Origin of the sequence: Haematospirillum sp. H1815 (genome assembly GCF_012102705.1) — a bacterium.
GTDB lineage: Bacteria > Pseudomonadota > Alphaproteobacteria > Rhodospirillales > Rhodospirillaceae > Haematospirillum.
In genome coordinates, this window is the sequence record NZ_JAAVTA010000003.1 from 176,128 (window position 1) to 193,734 (window position 17,607).

Here is a 17,607-nt window from a genome sequence, read left to right on the forward strand (position 1 = left end):
GCAGAATGCAGTACCCAGGTAACATAAACAGATCCGGGAAGCGGCTGCATGACAAACAAAAAGCTTGGCGTAGGGGTGTGAACAGTGAAACATTGCTATTGTCCGTTGCATGACAGAATGCCGGAAAAGCCGGGGGAAAGATGGTTCGCCACACCGCTGAAGACAGAGAATTGTACAACAGGATTGTTGCCGCCCACGAACGCAACATGATCGGGCTTCTGGTCAACTACCGAAAGCTGAACGGCGTTTCCTCCCCGATTTTCAATCCGTGGGAGGCTATTGGTCCACTCCTGGTTCCTGTCATCGTATCGCTTCTGGTTCTCATCTTTGGGGGTGTTGTTGCGGGAACCATGGCACTTCTGTTCACCATGCTGCTTTACGGCGTGCTGCTTCGCCCATGGACCCAGCGCAAGATTCACGATCGCGCCCGCCGTGTTATCGGGCATAGCTTCGCTGCCTTTGAAACTCTGTGGGAATTCGGGGGATTCGCCCTCTACATTACGGACCGCCCGACAACAATGGTTGAGGCCCCACAGGGGGACTGGCGCTCTTTTGTCCGTCGCAACCTTCCCAAACCCGCACCGGGTGAAGACGTGGGAGCCCCGTTCAGGGCATCCTTGTCAGGGAGTGGGGATTTTGTACCACCTGTGCGGTCACAGGCCGTCACAGGCGATGAGCAACCCGCGCCCGGACGCAGGATCAGACCGACATAATCCATCCGGCACATAGACCCGGTGAACAATGCGTGTTACAGCTCGCCGCTGGAAGAGAGCGGCCTGAGGCAATGGATACGAATAAACGGCGGCATTACCGGCGTACCCTGACACAGGACGAAGCCCGACTTTGGGAGGAGATTGCCCGCACGGTCAATCCCATACCCGGTCGCTTGCCCTTTGTCACAGCCAATGAACCGGAAACACATCCCCCGGACATGGACGTACCTGTAGGCACACCTCCCCAGGCACCCGCCTTGTTGAGGGTAGCCACGCAGAGAAACAAACCGTTTCTGCCCTTGGAGCCAGGAAAGAGCCCAGGCGTTGACTATAGAACAGCCCTGAAATTCAAACGGGGTAAAATGCATGTGGATGCCCGCATCGATCTGCATGGTATGGGCAAGGATACAGCCCACGCCAATCTTCTGGATTTTATGAACAGGGCAATACGCAACGGCTACCGGTGCCTTCTTGTCATCACCGGCAAGGGAACGCGGGGCGAGGGCGTTTTGCGACGGGCTCTCCCCGGCTGGCTGAATGATGCCCGCATCCGGCCACATATCCTGTCGTTCAGCGCCGCCAAGCCAGAGCATGGCGGAGAAGGGGCTTTTTACATCCTTCTCCGCCGCAACAGGTTCTGATGTTTCACGTGAAACGACAGCACATCACGATGATTGAACCAAGGCCCCGATAATCGCATTCAACACCGGCATACCACGATCCGTGACCCGAAGTGGCCAGCCCTCTGCCACAAGCCCCTCGGCACGCAACACGGCCAGCATTGGCCAGTCCAGAAGATCAGACAGATCAAAACCGTAGCAGGCCAAGCGGAACGCATCCGGGTCAATACCACGACGCAACCTCAGGCCCATCATGATGTTCTCTTCAGCCCGCGCGCGTGACGTCAGAGGTTCCTTTTGCCGTGTTGCGTGGCCATCACGCAGAACTGTTTTCAGCCATACATCTGGTGCACGATGCTGGCGTGTTGCATGAAACGTTCCATCAACACAGATCCGACCATGCGCACCAGGCCCAATACCAACATATTCACCACCAAGCCAATACAGGAGATTATGGCGGCTTTCCTGCCCGGGAACCGCATGGTTTGAAACCTCGTAATAGGGCATGCCGCTGGCTGCGGTCAGGGCATGGGTAACGGCCCACAAGTCCAGCGCAAGATCATCTTCGGGAAGGGTAAAGACACCCCGAGCCACATCCTGCTGGAAACGGGTTCCTTGCTCGATGGTCAGTTGATACAGCGAGATATGGCCACCCGTAGCCAGATCAAGAGCCTGCGACAGCTCAGCCTCCCACTGTGCGGGGGTCTGTCCGGGACGAGCATAGATCAAGTCAAAGGAGAAGCGGGGAAACAGCCGGGCTGCGGTCTCGATCGCCTCCAGTGCCTCACGGACACCATGCCGCCGTTCCAGAAAGCCAAGACTTTCCGGTACAAGGGACTGGACGCCCAGCGACACACGATTGATACCGGCATGCCGAAAAGCCTGGAAACGCTCGCGGTCTATGGCGCCAGGATTGGCCTCCAGCGTCAGTTCAATGTCCGCAGCCCATGTCCAGTGGGCAGCAGCACGCTCCAGAACAGCCTCAACCGTGCGCGGCACCATCAGCGAAGGCGTACCACCGCCAAAGAAAATACTGCCAAGCACACGCCCTGGGGTAAGTGCCGCGTAGTAATCCAGTTCACGCAGCAGCGCCTGACACCAAAGATCATGGTCAACATGATTGGTAACATGGCTGTTGAAATCACAGTACGGGCACTTTGATACACAAAAGGGCCAATGCACATACAAACCAAACAGCGAGGGTATGTTAGTCAAAGCACGCCTTCACAAGCTGTTGGAATGCACGGGCACGGTGGCTGATGGCATGTTTCTCTTCCGGAACAAACTCGGCAAAGGTACGACTATCACCGTCCGGGACAAAAAACGGGTCATAGCCAAAACCACGGTCACCACGCGGTGGCCAGCAGATGGACCCATCGACCTGTCCGACAAATGTTTCCGTATGCCCGTCTGGCCAGGCCAGGCACAAGGCGCATACAAAGCAGGCTGACCGGTCAGGATGGTCCCCCAGACGCTCATGAACGGTACGCATGGCACCGGCAAAATCTTTCTCCGGGCCAGCCCAGCGAGCCGAGTAAATACCCGGCTCGCCGCCAAGCGCAGAAACTGACAGACCGGAATCATCGGAGAGGGCAGGAAGCCCGGAGGCCCTTGCAGCAGCAAGGGCTTTGATGGCTGCATTACCCGAAAATGTTGCCGCTGTCTCTTCGGGTTCCGGCAAATCCAGATCGACAGAAGACACAACATCAACCTGAAAGGCACGAAGAAGATCACGGATTTCCCGCACCTTCCCGGCATTATGGCTGGCAACAACCAGCCGGGAACCATCAAACCGGCGTGCCATGCCTTATGCCTCCACCAGCAAGGCCTGGTTTTGCAAGGCGACAAGCTCACGCACACCTTTTTCCGCCAGATCCATAAGGGCATCCAGTTCCGCACGGGTAAAGGGCGCTTCTTCGGCTGTTCCCTGCACTTCAATCACCTTCCCGGTACCGGTCAGAACAAAATTGGCATCGGCTTGGGCTGATGAATCCTCCTCATAGTCCAGGTCCAGAACCGGTACACCCTTCACCAAACCACACGATACGGCTGCAACACTGTCTGTCAGGGGAAATGCAGACACAAGCCCGGCAGACAAGGCATGACGGAATGCCTGGGCCAAGGCCACATAGGCCCCGGTAATGGAGGCCGTACGGGTTCCTCCATCCGCCTGAAGTACGTCACAGTCGATCCGAACCTGCATCTCGCCCATCCTGGACAGGTCTGTTACGGCCCTCAAGGAGCGTCCGATCAGACGTTGTATTTCCTGTGTGCGCCCGGATTGCTTGCCCCGGGCGGCTTCACGGTCGGTGCGTGTTCCTGTTGAACGGGGCAACATACCGTATTCTGCCGTAATCCATCCCTTGCCCTGCCCCCGCAACCAAGGGGGAACACGGGTATCGACAGAGGCCGTGCAAATAACGTGGGTATCTCCGAACTTCACCAGACACGACCCCTCTGCATGCTTGATAAAGCCGGTCTCAAGGGTCACGGGGCGAAGCTGGTCAGCAAGGCGGCCGGAAGGTCTCATGGAATATATCTCTCTGTCAGGCTGGAAAAGTTAATGGGTCGGCGCACTCTGCCGGGGTAAAAGCAAATACCAGGTTCCCGCACTTTTCATGCGCCCGGCCTTGGCCAAGGCCTGCTCACCGGGACCCCAGAAGAAATCACCACGAACAACGCCCTTGATGGCCGATCCTGTGTCCTGTGCCACCATAAGCCGGCGCAGGGGTTTATGATCTGGATCGACCGAATTGAGCCACAGCGGCACCCCAAGCGGAACATACCGCGGATCGACTGCAATGGAACGCCGGGCTGTCAAGGGAACCGACAGAGCCCCTACCGGCCCATCCCCATGAATAACGCGAAAGAACGTATAGCGCGGGTTCTCACGCATCAGGGCACCCGCCCGATCCCGGTTTTCCTTCAGCCACGCACGAATGAACGGCATGGTGGCTTGCCCGGGCCCCAGAATGCCATGATCCAGCAAGATACGCCCCAGCCCCTTGAACGCATGGCCGTTACTGCCAGCAAAACCAAGCCGCTGCACCTTCCCGTCGGGCAGAATAACACGGCCCGACCCCTGTATCTGCATGATATGCACATCAACAGGATCTTCGGCATACATCAGGACAGGCGCACGCCCGTTCAAGGCACCACTTTCAATAGCCGCGCGCGAGGGCAGGGGAGGAACCTTCCTGGTATCCGTGACAACGCCCGGCGGGGGCCCATAAAGAGGCACCTGACAGCGCAGTGTTTTCTTCAGGCATCCTTTCAGCTCCGCTTCGTAATACCCGGTAAATGTACCGGAAGGACGACCGGAAGAACTGACAGACCAAGGCTGCATACGCGCCTCAAGGAATTCCCTGACAGAAGCAGAGGATGCAGAGTGTGAAGGTGGAAATTCACGACGCAGGTCGGAACAGAACCGCTGCCAGTCCTCTACGGTCCCGCCCAAGGAACCAGGGCCAACCCATCGCCTGGCATCAGAACGACGCTGGAAAGAATCGCAGGAACGCCTGAGAGCTGGCAGGGCCTCTGCCTGCACATCCTGACCCCAACCGGGAAGAGCCGAAAAAGACACTGGCTTCAGCTTCTGCTCAGAGGGAATGAGAGGCGGTTCACCCGGTCCACGACCACCGCAGGAAGCCAAGGCCAACAGACAAACCCCGGCCAACAGCCGGGGTAGAACGGTACGAACAGATACAGTCATAGAAAAAAACCCATTCAGGCAGATGGAGCCGCTGTTGAAACCAGCTTCCAGTTGGGGTCATCAGAACAGGGATCCCGCATGAATGTCCAATCGTCAGTAATCACGACCGTCTCATTGGGATCTCCCTCGACGATTCGGCCCTCCGAATCACGGGTGACCGATATCTGCTCGCTTACAAAGCGAACGGATACCAAGACAACATCCTTGGCGCGTTCAGCTTTTATGAAGGAAATTGAACGGATAAACTCAAGTCCCGTCTCCAGAAACAGGTTTTTGCTCTCCCGGGTCTGGATTTCCTCCTCGAAGCTGCGGTATACGTCCTCGGCCAGAAGAAAGCGCAGGGTCTCCCTGTCGCCACGGGCAAAGGCTTCGATCACCATTTCGAAGGCGCGCCGGGCGCCAACAAGAAATTTCTCGGGCACAAACGAAAGGTCAGCCTTCATCAAATCCGCCAGCCCGGGGACAGACAGGTCTTCATCCGAAATGTCACTGTCATAACGACCGGGCAGGGGGATCACGTTGTCCCCGGTATCCTGGTCCAGCGTACGGCCGTGCAGATCGCGTGGCCTCTCATTGCCGTTTTTCTGGCCCAGGACACTGCGCAGCCGCAGGATCAAAAACCCTGCGACAAGGGCCAAAAAGATGATGTCGATGAACGCGATTCCCTGGTTCATGGCAGTCCTGACTGTCGGTAAACACTGGGTCTGTAACACCACCGCCACAGACCACACACACGCTGGCATCGGGGATCCCGGACCAGCCTCTGAAGGTCTAGATAAGGGTTGTAGCAGTATAGGGCAAGCATGACACAGGTTCTTCTTATTTTATTTGTTATCTTTCCCGTTGCCGAGATAACCATGTTTCGCCTTGTTGATCTTGCGATCGGCCTGTGGCCAACCGTCTTTCTGGTTGTTGGAACGGGGATGTGCGGAGTCCTTGTCCTGAACAGGGCCGGGCTGGCACCTCTGGATGGACGAACCTGGGCAAAGAACACGATCTCCCTACAAGACATGGTCGAAGCAACCCTTATGGTCGTATCAGGCCTGCTTCTGGTCACACCGGGTTTTCTGACGGACGCCCTAGGGCTTTTCCTACTGATTCCGTCCATGCGTCGCACCACAGCAGCCCTTCTGGCCCAAAGGCGCAAGAAACAGGAAGGAAAACCTGCTTCGTCAGAAGCAGAAGAAGGCCATCCAACATCAGCTCCTGCGATAGATGGTGAATACCGTGATGTTTCTGCCGGATATGACCGGAATGGCCAGGCCCGATCCTGCTGAATGAACAAGGGGGATAACGCAGGGTTCCGTGGTCATGCATTCCATGCTAGGGGTATGCCAACCATCTGAAACAGGGAGCCCCTTATGACTGATGCACAAAATCATGCAACGACACCGGAAGACAATACATCAGACACGCCGCCACTGATGCTGGCCATTGAAAGCCAGTACATCAAGGACCTGTCTTTCGAAGCACCACAAACGCCGGTCATTTTCCATAAAATGCGCGAACAGGCTCCGGCGGTATCCTTTGGGGCTGACGTCAAGGCGCGCCACCTGGACGGCAATGTCTTCGAAGTTCTTTTACACGTCGAGGTCAAGGCTGACGTTGGGGCCGAGACAGCCTTTATGCTGGAGCTTGCCTACGGTGCCGTTGTTCAGGCAAACCCGGTTGAAGCGGATCACCTGCAGCCCCTGCTGCTAATCGAAGCGCCAAGAATGCTGTTCCCGTTTGTCCGGAACATTATCGCCGATGTAACACGCGACGGCGGTTTCCCGCAGCTGATGCTACAGCCGATCGACTTTGCCGCTCTTTATCGGCACCGACTGGCAGAGGCCACACGCTCCGAACAAGAAAGCACCCCGGCACAGGTATAACAGGACACAGCACGTGACCCCGTTTGGAGCCAGAATTCGTGACCTGAGACGCCAGCGGGGCATAACCCTGCAACAGATGGCTGCTGATCTCAATGTATCTGCGGCCTATCTGTCTGCCCTGGAACATGGAAAACGGGGCAAACCTGGCCCCGGCCTTGTTCTTGAGTTATGCGGTTATTTCGGACTTATCTGGGATGAAGCCGAAGCCCTGAAAAACTTGGCCGAGGTTTCAAGACCCAAAGTAACACTTGATACCTCTGGTCTGTCACCGCAGACCACGGCATTTGCCAACCGTCTCGGGGCCTGCATTCGATACCTGGATGATGAAGCTATTGCCACTCTGGATGCCCTGTTGGCACGTATACAGCCCCCCCTGCCTGCAAAACGCAGCCGACGCTCCTGATGCCTCGCGTCTCTTCCTGTTTCACGTGAAACATCCTGTCAGGACGTAACCGCCGCACTTTGCTCAAAGTGCAAAAGCCAGGCCTTACTCTGCAGGCCATCAAACGCAGAATAACCGCCAAGATGCCCCCCCGCAGCCAGAACCCGATGACAGGGAACAAGTATAGGCAGGGGATTGCGCGCACACGCCATACCCACAGCACGGGGAGATGATAATACGGTCTGCGCTAGGTCGCCATAGGTTTGCGTTGCGCCAAAAGGAATAGCGCAAAGGGCATCCCGTACACGGGCAGTGAATGCGGTGCCAGCCGTGGCAAGGGGCAGGTCAAAGTTCTCCAGACGACGATCAAACCATGCCTGCAGCTGCTTCCCGGCTTCTTTCAGAAGGGGAGTCTCCTCACAGCCCGCCTCCATGCCCCGCCCCCAATCCAGGGAGACAAGGCAATCATCAGCCTCAAACAGGGTCATCCATCCGAGGGGGCTATGCAAAACAATATGAGACACTGCAAAAATCCATCCAGACAGACAAAACCAAAGCCAAATTAGCGGCGGTCTTGCCATGCAGGCAAGTCTGACACAAAACAAATTTTACCCGGGATATTCACAGGTAGAGTGTGCAGGCACGACAAGACCGGTGGCTTTCTCCGGAAGAGCGCTTTCCGTATCAACCAGATCGTAGGGTTGGCATGAAAATCGAGATTGATATCGACTGTACACCTGAAGAAGCCCGCACCTTTCTGGGATTACCGGACGTCCGCCCCATGCAGGATGCTCTTCTGGCCGAAATACATAAACAAATGATGAATCAGTTACAGGCCATTGACCCGGACACCCTTATGAAAAGCTGGTTACCGGCCCAGGTTCAGGGGCTGGAGCAGATGCAGAAATTTTTCTGGTCACACTTCACAGGGGATGACAAAAGCGGCAACAGGGGCCCATAAAAGGAGCGCCGAAGAATCCTGTACGAGGAATATCCCGTGTCCTGCCCGGATCCCGACCTTTATTACCGCATCCATGTTTTTATCTGCACAAACGAACGCACGGAAGGCCACAGCCGTGGTTCGTGCGCCCGTTCAGGGGCCGTAAAACTACGTGACTACATGAAAGCACGCGCAAAAGAACTGGGACTGACAGACCGCATCCGCACTCAGCAAGCAGGGTGCCTGGACCGGTGCGAGCTTGGACCCGTGCTGGTCATATACCCCGAAGGTGTGTGGTACGCACCACGAACACGGGACGATATTGATGCCATTCTGGTCAACCATATCCGTGACGGAAAACATGTGGAGCGCTTGATGCTGAATCCACAGGATCGCATCCCCGCTGACTTGGAAGCCCGTCAGGCGTCCCAATGATCACCAACAATACCATTGTTGCAACAGCCACAGCGCCGGGCCGGGCTGGTGTTGCCGTAACCCGCGTTTCCGGAAAACGGGCACGTGACGTGATTACCTCACTCTGTGGCCACCTGCCAGAGCCACGCAAGGCAACACGATTCCTGTTTCGTGACCCCGGAACAGGAGATGTGATCGATGATGGGCTTGTCCTGTGGTTCCCGGGGCCGGCCAGCTTTACAGGCGAAGATACCGCTGAATTCCAGGGACATGGCGGAAAGGCCGTAACCGATGCCTTGCTGCAGGCCATTCGTCATCTGGATGGGGTGCGGATTGCCGAACCCGGCGAGTTCTCGCGCCGGGCCTTTCTGAATGGCAAACTGGATCTGACCCGGGTCGAAGGCCTGGCAGACCTGATACAGGCCGAAACAGATGCTCAACGCCGCCAGGCGCTCCAGCAAATGGACGGTGCCTTGGCACGCCTATATGACAGCTGGCGAGAGGAGCTGATTCGACGTCTGGCGTGGATGGAAGCGCACATAGACTTTCCAGATGAAGACATCCCGCCTGATCTGGATCGTTCGGCACGAAACGGGCTGGAAGAACTGGCGCAAACCATTGATGCCTACCTCTCCGACAACCGGCGTGGTGAGCGCATCCGTGACGGTATCCAGATTGCTGTCCTCGGTCGTCCCAATGCCGGAAAATCCAGCCTGGTCAATGCGCTTGCACAGCGGGAAGCCGCCATTGTTTCCGACCGGGCCGGCACCACACGCGACATCATCGAAGTCCATCTGGATCTGGGAGGATTCCCGGTCACCATTGCCGATACGGCCGGTCTGCGCAGCAGCAATGAGGACATAGAGGCAGAGGGAATACGCCGGGCACGGGTACGTGCCAGTACTGCCGACCTCAAGATTACTGTGTTTGACCTGACAGAGTGGCCTGAACTGGATGAAGAAACCCTGTCTCTTGTCGACTCCAGCACGCTGATAGTACTGAACAAGAGCGACGTGGCAACAACGCATCCAGACAGAATGGTGACGATTTCCGGCACGCGCCCCTTGTTGCTGTCAACGCACAGCGGGGAGGGCATGGCGGAACTGCTGTCAACCTTGACAGCCATGGTGGCGGAGCGTCTGAATGCAGGGGCACATGTCCCCCCGGCGCTGACACGCCAAAGGCACAGAGATGCCCTGGAGGATTGCCGCGACAGCCTGTTACGCGCTATACACGCCCCAATGCTTGAGCTTATGGCGGAAGACGTTCGTCTTGCAGCCCGTGCCTTGGGCCGTATTACAGGCCGGGTAGAAGTTGATGACCTACTGGATGTTATTTTCAGCGACTTCTGTATCGGTAAATAAAAAATCAATATAAATCATGAAGTTGACTGGTCTGTCATAGCGTTATCCCCTGCAACAGGGTTGGCCGTATACCACCGGCTTGCGTTTCATGCTATGCATGTGCATGCTTTGGCCGCTTGTCGCCAAGACAGGATAGTGATCACCACTGATTGTTTAATGCAATGAAAAGCCACTTTGACGTTATCGTAATCGGGGGCGGACACGCCGGCACCGAAGCGGCAGCCGCAGCAGCCCGTATGGGCGCTCGCACACTTCTGCTGACCCAACGCACAGAAACCATAGGGGATATGTCCTGCAACCCCGCCATAGGCGGCTTGGCAAAGGGGCACCTTGTGCGTGAAATTGATGCGCTCGATGGCGTCATGGGGCGGGCAATAGACCAAGGCGGTATCCAGTTCCGCATGCTGAACCGGAGTAAAGGCCCGGCGGTACGCGGACCGAGAGCACAGGCCGATCGATCCCTGTACAGAAAGGCTGTCCAGGACATCTTGGCCGGTACACCTAATCTGACCATAGAGGCAGGATCAGCCGAAGACCTGATCCTGGACCGGTCCGGGCGTGTATCGGGCGTACTGACAGCAAGCGGACGTACATACAGGGCCGGTGCGGTTGTTTTGACAACCGGCACATTCCTGCGGGGCGTCATTCATCTGGGTGAAAAAACATGGCCTGCCGGACGGATTGATGAGGCGCCATCACTTGGCCTGTCCAATACGCTGGAGCGCCTGGGGCTTGTTCTCGGACGCCTGAAAACCGGCACCCCCGCTCGCCTTGACGGGCGAACAATCAACTGGAAGGGGCTGGAGATGCAGCCTGGCGACGACCCGCCGGAACCCTTCTCCTTCATGACAGGGCAGATTACAACGCCCCAAATCGCTTGTGGTATGACGTGGACCACTGAAGAAACGCACGCCATCATTCGTGCCAATCTTGATCGTGCCCCGATGTACTCCGGCCAGATCCAGAGTGTCGGGCCACGCTATTGCCCTTCCATTGAAGACAAGGTGGTTCGTTTCGCGGAAAAGGACCGTCACCAGGTCTTTCTGGAACCAGAGGGCCTGAACGACCCGACCGTCTACCCGAATGGCATATCAACCAGTCTGCCGGAAGACGTGCAGACGGCTCTAATCCGCTCCATTCCGGGGTTGGAGGCTGTTACGATCCTGCGCCCGGGCTATGCCATCGAATATGATTTTGTTGATCCACGGGAACTGCGCCCATCGCTTGAACTGAAGAAAGCAAAGGGTCTGTTCCTTGCCGGCCAGATCAACGGAACAACAGGCTACGAAGAGGCAGGGGCACAGGGTCTTGTGGCCGGGATCAACGCAGCCCTTCTGGCGGGTGGTGCTGCCGCAGATGATGCTTTTGTGCCCGATCGGGCCGAAGGTTATCTTGGTGTCATGATTGACGACCTTGTCACACTGGGGACACAGGAACCGTACCGGATGTTCACAAGCCGCGCGGAATATCGGCTGCAACTGCGTGCTGACAACGCGGATCTGCGCCTGACAGGGAAGGGGATCGCTATCGGTGTCGTGGGTTCAGACCGCACGACAGCTTTCCGTAAGAAAGAAAAAGCCATGGCGGAAGGCCGGGCGCTGATGGAGAGCCTTTCCGCGACACCAAAAGAACTGGAGCCTTACGACATCCGCATCAACCAAGATGGGGTTCGTCGCAATGCCCTTGCCCTGTTCAGCTATCCAAATGTGACGTTTGACCGCTTGCATCAGATCTGGCCAGAACTTGGCGTGATTACTCCTGATATTGCAGCACAGCTGGAAATCGAAGGACGCTATGCTGGTTACATAGGGCGTCAGATGGCCGACATTGCGGCTTATCGGCGAGACGAAGACCTTCTTCTGCCAGATGATATCGACTATCACAGCATTGGAAGTCTTTCAGCTGAAGTCCGACTCAAGCTGGATGCGACCAAACCCACAACACTGGGCGCTGCCGCGCGAATACCGGGGATCACACCCGCAGCCCTGACGGCTCTCCTGGTTCATGTCCGCAAACGACGCGACACCGCAGCCTGAAGGCTTTCCAATAAAGGCATGACCGGGTATATAGGGGGAAGGTTTTCAGCCCTTCCCCCCCGTTGTTTCACGTGAAACACCTATCCGATACACCGGAGCACCCCGTCGTTGTCTGTCCCGCTGACATTCGAAGAATTTCAGGCCGCATCGCGCGTTTCACGTGAAACGATGGAGCGTCTTTCCATTTATGCAGACCTCCTCTGCAAATGGCAGAAAAGCATCAATCTTGTTTCCTCATCTACCCTTGAAGATCTTTGGCGTCGACATTTCCTTGACTCTGCACAACTGTGGACACTGCTCCCTCAAGGAGCAAAGACCCTGGTAGACATGGGAAGCGGTGCCGGATTTCCCGGCATGGTCCTAGCAATAATGGGGGTTGATACCGTTCATCTTATTGAATCAGACCAACGCAAGTGCGCATTCCTGCGTGAGGTCGCCAGAGAGACAGGTATATCCGTCACCGTTCATGCAACCCGTATTGAAACGGCCACGGTATGCCCTGTCGATGTTGTCACGTCGCGGGCATTGGCATCGCTGGACAAGCTGCTGGATCTTTCATCCAGGTTCAGGACTGAACACACAATTTGCCTGTTCCCCAAAGGACAGACTGCCGATATCGAGTTGACCGGAGCCCAACAAACATGGACACTACGCACCGAAACGTTCCCCAGCCTGACCGATGCAAACGCGACCATTCTGCGACTGAGCGAGGTACGCCGTGAGCTATGATCTACCGGCCAAGGGCCCAAAAATTATTGCCGTGGCCAACCAAAAAGGTGGGGTCGGGAAAACCACAACCACCATAAATCTTGGCACAGCAATGGCTGCGGTCAAAAAGCGTGTCCTTGTCATCGACATGGATCCACAGGGGAATGCATCAACCGGACTGGGCGTCGAACGTGCACAACGTCAGCGCAATGCATACGCAATCCTGACTGAAGATCTCCCACTGGCGGAAGTTGTGTGTCGGACATCCGTCCCCGGACTGAGCATTATCCCGTCAGGCGTTGATCTTGCAGGGGCAGAGCTGGAGCTTGTGGATATGACAGAGCGGGAATTCCGCCTGAAGAAAGCTCTGTCATCAGCAATACAAGACTATGATTATGTCCTGATAGACTGCCCCCCCGCACTAGGTCTGCTGACTCTGAATGCCCTTGTTGCCGCACACGAGGTTCTGGTTCCTCTTCAGTGTGAATTCTTTGCCCTTGAGGGCATTTCCCATTTGATGAAGACGATTGACCGGGTCAAACGGACCCTTAATCCACGCCTTGGCATTCAGGGTATTGTTCTGACCATGTTCGACAAACGCAATAATCTGTCGGGTATGGTCGAAAGTGACGTACGCGGCTATTTTGGTGACAAGGTTTTCAACACGGTTATTCCGCGTAACGTACGGGTATCCGAAGCACCGTCGCATGGAAAGCCTGTTTTGCTGTATGACCTGCGCAGCTCCGGAGCACAGGCTTACGTTCACCTGGCCGGGGAAGTTTTCAAACGTGAGCGGGAGATGGCGATATGAGCGAGGAGAAACCACGCCGGGGACTGGGGAGGGGGCTCTCTGCCCTGTTCGGGGAAGACAGTGATGAAGCTGTCTCCGAAACAGGAAAGTCCGGAAACACGCGCGCAACCATACGCACCCCCGTTGATGTTCCTGTAGAACTTCTGCAATCTGGTCGGTTCCAGCCGCGCCAACAGTTTGATGAAGAGGGCCTGGACGACCTGGCCCAAAGTATACGCGAGAAAGGCATCATCCAGCCTATTCTGGTCCGCCGGCTTCCCGAGGATTCAAAACGCTACGAAATCATCGCCGGAGAGCGGCGCTGGCGGGCCGCACAAATTGCCCGGAGACAGACAGTCCCTGTTCTCATTCGTGATTTTTCCGATCGGGATGCCGCTGAGGTTGCTCTGATTGAAAACCTCCAGCGTCGCGACCTGTCAGCCCTTGAGGAGGCAGAAGGGTATCGTCGCCTACAGGAAGAGTTCCAGCACAATCAGGATGATCTGTCACGAACCTTGGGCAAGAGCAGAAGTCATGTCGCCAACATGATGCGCCTTCTGGGACTGCCGGACCCCGTCAAGGTTCTCCTGCGCAATGGGTCCCTTTCTGCCGGACACGCCCGCGCTCTGTTGAATGCGGAAGACCCGGTCTCACTGGCTGATGTTGTGGTCAAGAAAGGTCTGAATGTTCGCCAGACCGAACGCCTGGCAACAGAGAAAGGGGGCGTCCGCAAGCGCAAGGCCCCGGCCAAAAAGATACCGAAGCCCGAACAGGGCAGGGTGGGCAAAGACTCTGACACCATGGCCCTGGAAAAAGACCTTGCCCGTATCTTGGGCTTAAAAGTCAATATTGAGTTTGAAGGGCGCGGCGGGCGTATTCTTATTCACTATGAAAGTCTGGCGCAGCTTGATGATATCCTCTACCGCCTGAATAACCCGACAGACAACAGCTCAGACCAGCGCCGCGCAGAAGGGAATGAAGAAGATGGCGACTATGCCTTTGCCATGGGCTTTGCGAAGAAACAGGATCATACGTCCCGCAAAGAAGAGATGAAGAACCCATCCCTTCTTCTGCCTGAAGATGCGCTGATTGACGCATGGGACGATGCGCTGAAGAACGAGGAAAACGAAATGGCGGGTCTTTTCGACTAGATACGCTCAGAATACCTGCGCAGAACTTATATAAAAAACGGGAGACCATAGACAAAGTCTCCCGTTTCATTTTGGGTCATGACAAACAGCTCTTATCCCCAAGGGCCTCTGCGGTGACCCGGCGCTTTTTCCCATGGTGACGTTTGTCCCCCATCTCTTTCAGATGAATTTATTTTACGGTCGTGCGGATGTATGCCGTATTGCTGCGCCATATCCTGAAGGGCCTTGATCCGGTTAGCCGTTGCGGGGTGCGTTGAGAAAAGGTTGTCCATCGACCGTGCGTGCAAAGGGTTCACGATGAACATATGGGCCGTTGCCGGGTTGGCTTCTGCTGCATGATTGTCAATCTGGCTAGCTCCGCGTTCCAGCTTTGCAAGAGCACTGGCAAGCCACAGAGGGTTGCCGCAAATGGCAGCACCAATACGATCGGCTTCATACTCCCGGCTACGGGAAATTCCGGTCTGCACCAACATTGCGGCCAAGGGGGCCAAGATCATCAGCAGCAGGGACCCAACAAACCCGAGTGGGCTGCTGCTGTTACCTTCTTCAGAACCCCGTGATGATCCCATGAAAAGAACCATGTTACCAAGCATGGAGATTGCACCGGCCAGCGTCGCCGTAATGGTCATGGTCAGGGTATCACGGTTACGAACATGGGCCAGTTCGTGGGCCATCACACCGGCAATTTCTTCTTCGTTCAGAAGAGCCAACAGGCCTGTGGTTGCGGCCACAGCTGCATTCTCGGGGTTACGGCCAGTTGCAAAGGCATTGGGCTGTGGGTTGTCTATGACATAGACCTTTGGCATCGGCATGGAGGCACGGCGTGCCAGATGCTCCACAATCCCATAAAGCCCGGGGGCAGACGTACGATCAACGGGCCTAGCCCCATACATGGACAGAACCAGACGATCGGAGTTCCAGTACGCAAACATGTTCATCGCCCCGGCCATAAAAAGGGCCATCAGCGCACCACCAGCTCCGCCTACCAGATAGCCAACAGCCAGAAAAAGCCCGGTCATCGCAGCGAGAAGAACAGCCGTACGGGCAAAACGCATAACCTGAAATCCTTAGCCTGTTACCTTCTGACGCAGACACACGCCTGCGTTCCGTCTATGCTATGACGTGGGACACAACGTCCACACGTCAAGTACTCATTGTTACTATTCTGTTCTGCAAGGATTTTATTATGTCTGCTCCTCCAGACCCTGTCCCGGGTAACCCGGCTGGAACCCCATCCTCTGATCCAGATCCAGAAAACCAACAAGAAGAAGCCTCTGTAACCGAAATTGGTGGCCCGAAAGGTGCAGAACCAACACGCTTCGGTGACTGGGAACGCAACGGACGATGCAGTGATTTCTAGGAGTTCAAGAATGGCTTCCTGATGATGATTCGTGGCATCCCCGGCACGAATCGGGGCCCTGGTCTTGAAGGAAAGGCATGATAACCGTACCGTTCTTACAGGAAAAATCAGCTAGGCTACAGGGCATCCATGTCATTTCTTGATGTTTTGATGGATATCCTGAAGGCAATATTCGGAGCGCTTTCAGGAAAACCGGGGGGGGCCGGGGACGTCGATGAAGACGATTCCGGCGGGTCAGCTGCGCTTCGCATTCTTCTGCTAACATTCGAGAATGACACAAATGGCTCGGTAACAGAGGCCATTGCAAAGTCTTTGGCCAAAATACCCGGCCTGTCGATCGTACGTACCACCGAGATTACAGCGCCTGTAGATGACAACGAGGTTCTGCCAAGCTCCTTGGCGGCCATGGTCAGAAAAGCCAGAATAATGGCTGCTTCTGAAGAAGTTGGCGGCATTCTGGGTGGACATATCACCGCCAACAATACCCTTCGCCTGCGGCTTATCCCCGCCAGGCTGGATACGGAAGCTGTGAGCTGTGCCCTGTTCTCCGGTGATCTTGTCGAATTCCCACTCCCGCTGAATGGAACGGACGAGATTGTAGCGGTTGCGGCCCTTACGGCTATATGCTGTGATACAGATGGGACACGCCGTAATCGTTCAGACCGGCTAAGGGAGCTTCCACAAAGCATAGACGAGCTTGTTGGCAGCATGGGCGGCCTGTCCCCTGCCGGGGAAGCATCGATTCAGCTTTTCTATGCCGGGGCACTGATAACTTCCGGGTTCCGGACAGATCAAAAGGCTTTGCTGGAAAAGGCTCTCGACCTGACCAAGGATGCCTTGGCCAAGGCCAAGGAAGGCCTGACAGCAGCACAGGTTGGTGCCGCACGGGCACGCTTTGCCGTTTTATCCACCGAGCTGGCATTACGCAGCGATGACTTCCAGAAAACAGAAGAGTTTGTCAGCCACTTCCGTATGGCGGCGGAAACATACCCGCTGGAACTTTTCCCCGACGAGAACGCGTTTCTGAACACACAGATGGCCCGGGTCTTGGCCCGCCTTGGACAGTCAACGGGCAAAATCCCCTTCATGCGTTCTGCTGTTGATGCCTACTTCGAAGCCTCGCGATCCTGGAACAAAGCATGGCGACCAGATTCATGGGCGGAGCTTCAAAACAACATGGGGTCCGTCATGACCCAGATAGGAGAATTCTCGGGAAACAGCGAAATACTGGGACGTGCCAGTCGCGTTTTTGAGTCCATCACCGAAGTCTGGAGCCGCGACAAAAAACCAAAACAATGGGCTAACATACAGAATAATATCGGCGCATGCCGCTTTGCTGAAGGAAAGCGAAGCAATGACATGGCCACACTGCGGGAAGCCTTGGAGCGTTTTTCATTAGCTCTGGAGGTTTATGCCGCCGAAGGCATGACCAAGAATGTAACTGTCACCCAGAAAAACATAGCCCGTGTCGAACGCGTGATCGGCTCACAGGAAGCAGGGGCCTCTGCCCCGAAAGTAGAAAAGCCCGAGTGAGATGTTTCAC

The 17,607-nt window shown here is 55.9% G+C and carries 21 protein-coding genes; 14 read left to right on the forward strand and 7 right to left on the reverse strand.

Annotated features, from left to right (window positions below):
* Positions 1 to 140: 140 nt before the first annotated feature.
* Positions 141 to 713, forward strand: a complete 573-nt coding sequence (locus HEQ60_RS04645) for a hypothetical protein (RefSeq protein ID WP_168069988.1) — start codon at positions 141 to 143, stop codon at positions 711 to 713.
* Between the two features lie 71 nt (positions 714 to 784).
* Positions 785 to 1,354 (forward strand): Smr/MutS family protein, encoded by a 570-nt coding sequence (locus tag HEQ60_RS04650; RefSeq protein WP_168069990.1) that lies wholly within the window; start codon positions 785 to 787, stop codon positions 1,352 to 1,354.
* A gap of 24 nt (positions 1,355 to 1,378) precedes the next feature.
* Here HEQ60_RS04650 and hemW read toward each other — a convergent pair whose 3' ends face one another.
* From hemW to HEQ60_RS04675, 5 genes are read right to left on the reverse strand one after another with little or no spacing between them, the layout of a single operon-like run.
* Entirely contained in the window at positions 1,379 to 2,548 is a 1,170-nt protein-coding gene (gene hemW, locus HEQ60_RS04655; protein ID WP_209315411.1) for a radical SAM family heme chaperone HemW, read from the reverse strand.
* Positions 2,541 to 3,137: an RdgB/HAM1 family non-canonical purine NTP pyrophosphatase gene (rdgB, locus tag HEQ60_RS04660; RefSeq protein ID WP_168069992.1), complete on the reverse strand. Its 597-nt coding sequence runs from the start codon at positions 3,135 to 3,137 to the stop codon at positions 2,541 to 2,543. Before rdgB ends, hemW begins: the two co-directional genes overlap by 8 nt.
* Before the next feature lie 3 nt (positions 3,138 to 3,140).
* On the reverse strand, positions 3,141 to 3,863 hold the full coding sequence (rph, locus tag HEQ60_RS04665; RefSeq protein WP_168069994.1) for a ribonuclease PH: 723 nt from the start codon (positions 3,861 to 3,863) through the stop codon (positions 3,141 to 3,143).
* A 30-nt stretch (positions 3,864 to 3,893) separates the two neighbouring features.
* Complete coding sequence (locus HEQ60_RS04670; RefSeq protein ID WP_168069996.1) at positions 3,894 to 5,045, reverse strand: murein transglycosylase A; 1,152 nt, start codon at positions 5,043 to 5,045, stop codon at positions 3,894 to 3,896.
* A 14-nt stretch (positions 5,046 to 5,059) separates the two neighbouring features.
* Complete coding sequence (locus HEQ60_RS04675; protein ID WP_168069998.1) at positions 5,060 to 5,719, reverse strand: Tim44/TimA family putative adaptor protein; 660 nt, start codon at positions 5,717 to 5,719, stop codon at positions 5,060 to 5,062.
* 129 nt (positions 5,720 to 5,848) lie between these two features.
* Here HEQ60_RS04675 and HEQ60_RS04680 point away from each other — a divergent pair, with 129 nt between their 5' ends.
* The 3 genes from HEQ60_RS04680 (at position 5,849) to HEQ60_RS04690 (ending at position 7,322) form a co-directional block, all read left to right on the forward strand.
* On the forward strand, positions 5,849 to 6,322 hold the full coding sequence (locus HEQ60_RS04680) for an FxsA family protein (RefSeq protein ID WP_168070000.1): 474 nt from the start codon (positions 5,849 to 5,851) through the stop codon (positions 6,320 to 6,322).
* Between the two features lie 84 nt (positions 6,323 to 6,406).
* Positions 6,407 to 6,919 (forward strand): protein-export chaperone SecB, encoded by a 513-nt coding sequence (secB, locus tag HEQ60_RS04685; protein WP_168070002.1) that lies wholly within the window; start codon positions 6,407 to 6,409, stop codon positions 6,917 to 6,919.
* 13 nt (positions 6,920 to 6,932) lie between these two features.
* Entirely contained in the window at positions 6,933 to 7,322 is a 390-nt protein-coding gene (locus HEQ60_RS04690) for a helix-turn-helix domain-containing protein (protein WP_168070004.1), read from the forward strand.
* 38 nt (positions 7,323 to 7,360) lie between these two features.
* Here HEQ60_RS04690 and HEQ60_RS04695 read toward each other — a convergent pair whose 3' ends face one another.
* Complete coding sequence (locus tag HEQ60_RS04695; protein ID WP_322099292.1) at positions 7,361 to 7,825, reverse strand: methylated-DNA--[protein]-cysteine S-methyltransferase; 465 nt, start codon at positions 7,823 to 7,825, stop codon at positions 7,361 to 7,363.
* Between the two features lie 182 nt (positions 7,826 to 8,007).
* Here HEQ60_RS04695 and HEQ60_RS04700 point away from each other — a divergent pair, with 182 nt between their 5' ends.
* The 7 genes from HEQ60_RS04700 (at position 8,008) to HEQ60_RS04730 (ending at position 14,704) form a co-directional block, all read left to right on the forward strand.
* Entirely contained in the window at positions 8,008 to 8,262 is a 255-nt protein-coding gene (locus HEQ60_RS04700) for a DUF6489 family protein (RefSeq protein WP_066133642.1), read from the forward strand.
* Between the two features lie 36 nt (positions 8,263 to 8,298).
* The gene (locus HEQ60_RS04705) at positions 8,299 to 8,676 is read left to right on the forward strand and encodes a (2Fe-2S) ferredoxin domain-containing protein (protein ID WP_168070010.1); all 378 of its coding nucleotides are present in this window, start codon (positions 8,299 to 8,301) and stop codon (positions 8,674 to 8,676) included.
* Positions 8,676 to 10,019 carry a tRNA uridine-5-carboxymethylaminomethyl(34) synthesis GTPase MnmE gene (gene mnmE, locus HEQ60_RS04710; RefSeq protein ID WP_168070098.1) on the forward strand — a complete coding sequence of 448 codons (1,344 nt, stop codon included), beginning with the start codon at positions 8,676 to 8,678 and terminating at the stop codon, positions 10,017 to 10,019. The genes HEQ60_RS04705 and mnmE overlap by 1 nt, the downstream gene beginning before the upstream one ends.
* A gap of 161 nt (positions 10,020 to 10,180) precedes the next feature.
* Positions 10,181 to 12,055 (forward strand): tRNA uridine-5-carboxymethylaminomethyl(34) synthesis enzyme MnmG, encoded by a 1,875-nt coding sequence (mnmG, locus tag HEQ60_RS04715; protein ID WP_168070012.1) that lies wholly within the window; start codon positions 10,181 to 10,183, stop codon positions 12,053 to 12,055.
* 120 nt (positions 12,056 to 12,175) lie between these two features.
* Positions 12,176 to 12,784, forward strand: coding sequence for a 16S rRNA (guanine(527)-N(7))-methyltransferase RsmG (gene rsmG / locus HEQ60_RS04720; RefSeq protein WP_416046632.1), 609 nt, complete (start codon positions 12,176 to 12,178; stop codon positions 12,782 to 12,784).
* The gene (locus HEQ60_RS04725) at positions 12,774 to 13,574 is read left to right on the forward strand and encodes a ParA family protein (protein WP_168070014.1); all 801 of its coding nucleotides are present in this window, start codon (positions 12,774 to 12,776) and stop codon (positions 13,572 to 13,574) included. Before rsmG ends, HEQ60_RS04725 begins: the two co-directional genes overlap by 11 nt.
* Positions 13,571 to 14,704 carry a ParB/RepB/Spo0J family partition protein gene (locus tag HEQ60_RS04730; RefSeq protein WP_168070016.1) on the forward strand — a complete coding sequence of 378 codons (1,134 nt, stop codon included), beginning with the start codon at positions 13,571 to 13,573 and terminating at the stop codon, positions 14,702 to 14,704. Before HEQ60_RS04725 ends, HEQ60_RS04730 begins: the two co-directional genes overlap by 4 nt.
* 92 nt (positions 14,705 to 14,796) lie before the next feature.
* Here the strand turns inward: HEQ60_RS04730 and htpX are convergent, their stop codons facing one another.
* Complete coding sequence (gene htpX, locus HEQ60_RS04735; RefSeq protein ID WP_168070019.1) at positions 14,797 to 15,759, reverse strand: zinc metalloprotease HtpX; 963 nt, start codon at positions 15,757 to 15,759, stop codon at positions 14,797 to 14,799.
* A 131-nt stretch (positions 15,760 to 15,890) separates the two neighbouring features.
* Between htpX and HEQ60_RS04740 the strand changes: the two genes are divergently transcribed.
* Together HEQ60_RS04740 and HEQ60_RS04745 are read left to right on the forward strand one after the other, a co-directional pair.
* Positions 15,891 to 16,064, forward strand: coding sequence for a DUF1674 domain-containing protein (locus tag HEQ60_RS04740; RefSeq protein WP_168070021.1), 174 nt, complete (start codon positions 15,891 to 15,893; stop codon positions 16,062 to 16,064).
* A gap of 129 nt (positions 16,065 to 16,193) precedes the next feature.
* On the forward strand, positions 16,194 to 17,597 hold the full coding sequence (locus tag HEQ60_RS04745) for a hypothetical protein (RefSeq protein WP_168070024.1): 1,404 nt from the start codon (positions 16,194 to 16,196) through the stop codon (positions 17,595 to 17,597).
* Positions 17,598 to 17,607: the final 10 nt, after the last annotated feature.

Excerpts from the sequence above, each read along its gene's own strand:
- HEQ60_RS04670 (WP_168069996.1), bottom strand. The coding sequence starts at position 5,045 with ATGACTGTATCTGTTCGTACCGTTCTACCCCGGCTGTTGGCCGGGGTT.
- htpX (WP_168070019.1), bottom strand. The coding sequence starts at position 15,759 with ATGCGTTTTGCCCGTACGGCTGTTCTTCTCGCTGCGATGACCGGGCTT.
- HEQ60_RS04645 (WP_168069988.1), top strand. The coding sequence starts at position 141 with ATGGTTCGCCACACCGCTGAAGACAGAGAATTGTACAACAGGATTGTT.
- HEQ60_RS04745 (WP_168070024.1), top strand. The coding sequence starts at position 16,194 with ATGTCATTTCTTGATGTTTTGATGGATATCCTGAAGGCAATATTCGGA.
- HEQ60_RS04740 (WP_168070021.1), top strand. The coding sequence starts at position 15,891 with ATGTCTGCTCCTCCAGACCCTGTCCCGGGTAACCCGGCTGGAACCCCA.
- HEQ60_RS04650 (WP_168069990.1), top strand. The coding sequence starts at position 785 with ATGGATACGAATAAACGGCGGCATTACCGGCGTACCCTGACACAGGAC.
- rph (WP_168069994.1), bottom strand. The coding sequence starts at position 3,863 with ATGAGACCTTCCGGCCGCCTTGCTGACCAGCTTCGCCCCGTGACCCTT.
- secB (WP_168070002.1), top strand. The coding sequence starts at position 6,407 with ATGACTGATGCACAAAATCATGCAACGACACCGGAAGACAATACATCA.
- mnmG (WP_168070012.1), top strand. The coding sequence starts at position 10,181 with ATGAAAAGCCACTTTGACGTTATCGTAATCGGGGGCGGACACGCCGGC.
- HEQ60_RS04680 (WP_168070000.1), top strand. The coding sequence starts at position 5,849 with ATGACACAGGTTCTTCTTATTTTATTTGTTATCTTTCCCGTTGCCGAG.
- HEQ60_RS04730 (WP_168070016.1), top strand. The coding sequence starts at position 13,571 with ATGAGCGAGGAGAAACCACGCCGGGGACTGGGGAGGGGGCTCTCTGCC.
- rdgB (WP_168069992.1), bottom strand. The coding sequence starts at position 3,137 with ATGGCACGCCGGTTTGATGGTTCCCGGCTGGTTGTTGCCAGCCATAAT.
- HEQ60_RS04700 (WP_066133642.1), top strand. The coding sequence starts at position 8,008 with ATGAAAATCGAGATTGATATCGACTGTACACCTGAAGAAGCCCGCACC.
- HEQ60_RS04675 (WP_168069998.1), bottom strand. The coding sequence starts at position 5,719 with ATGAACCAGGGAATCGCGTTCATCGACATCATCTTTTTGGCCCTTGTC.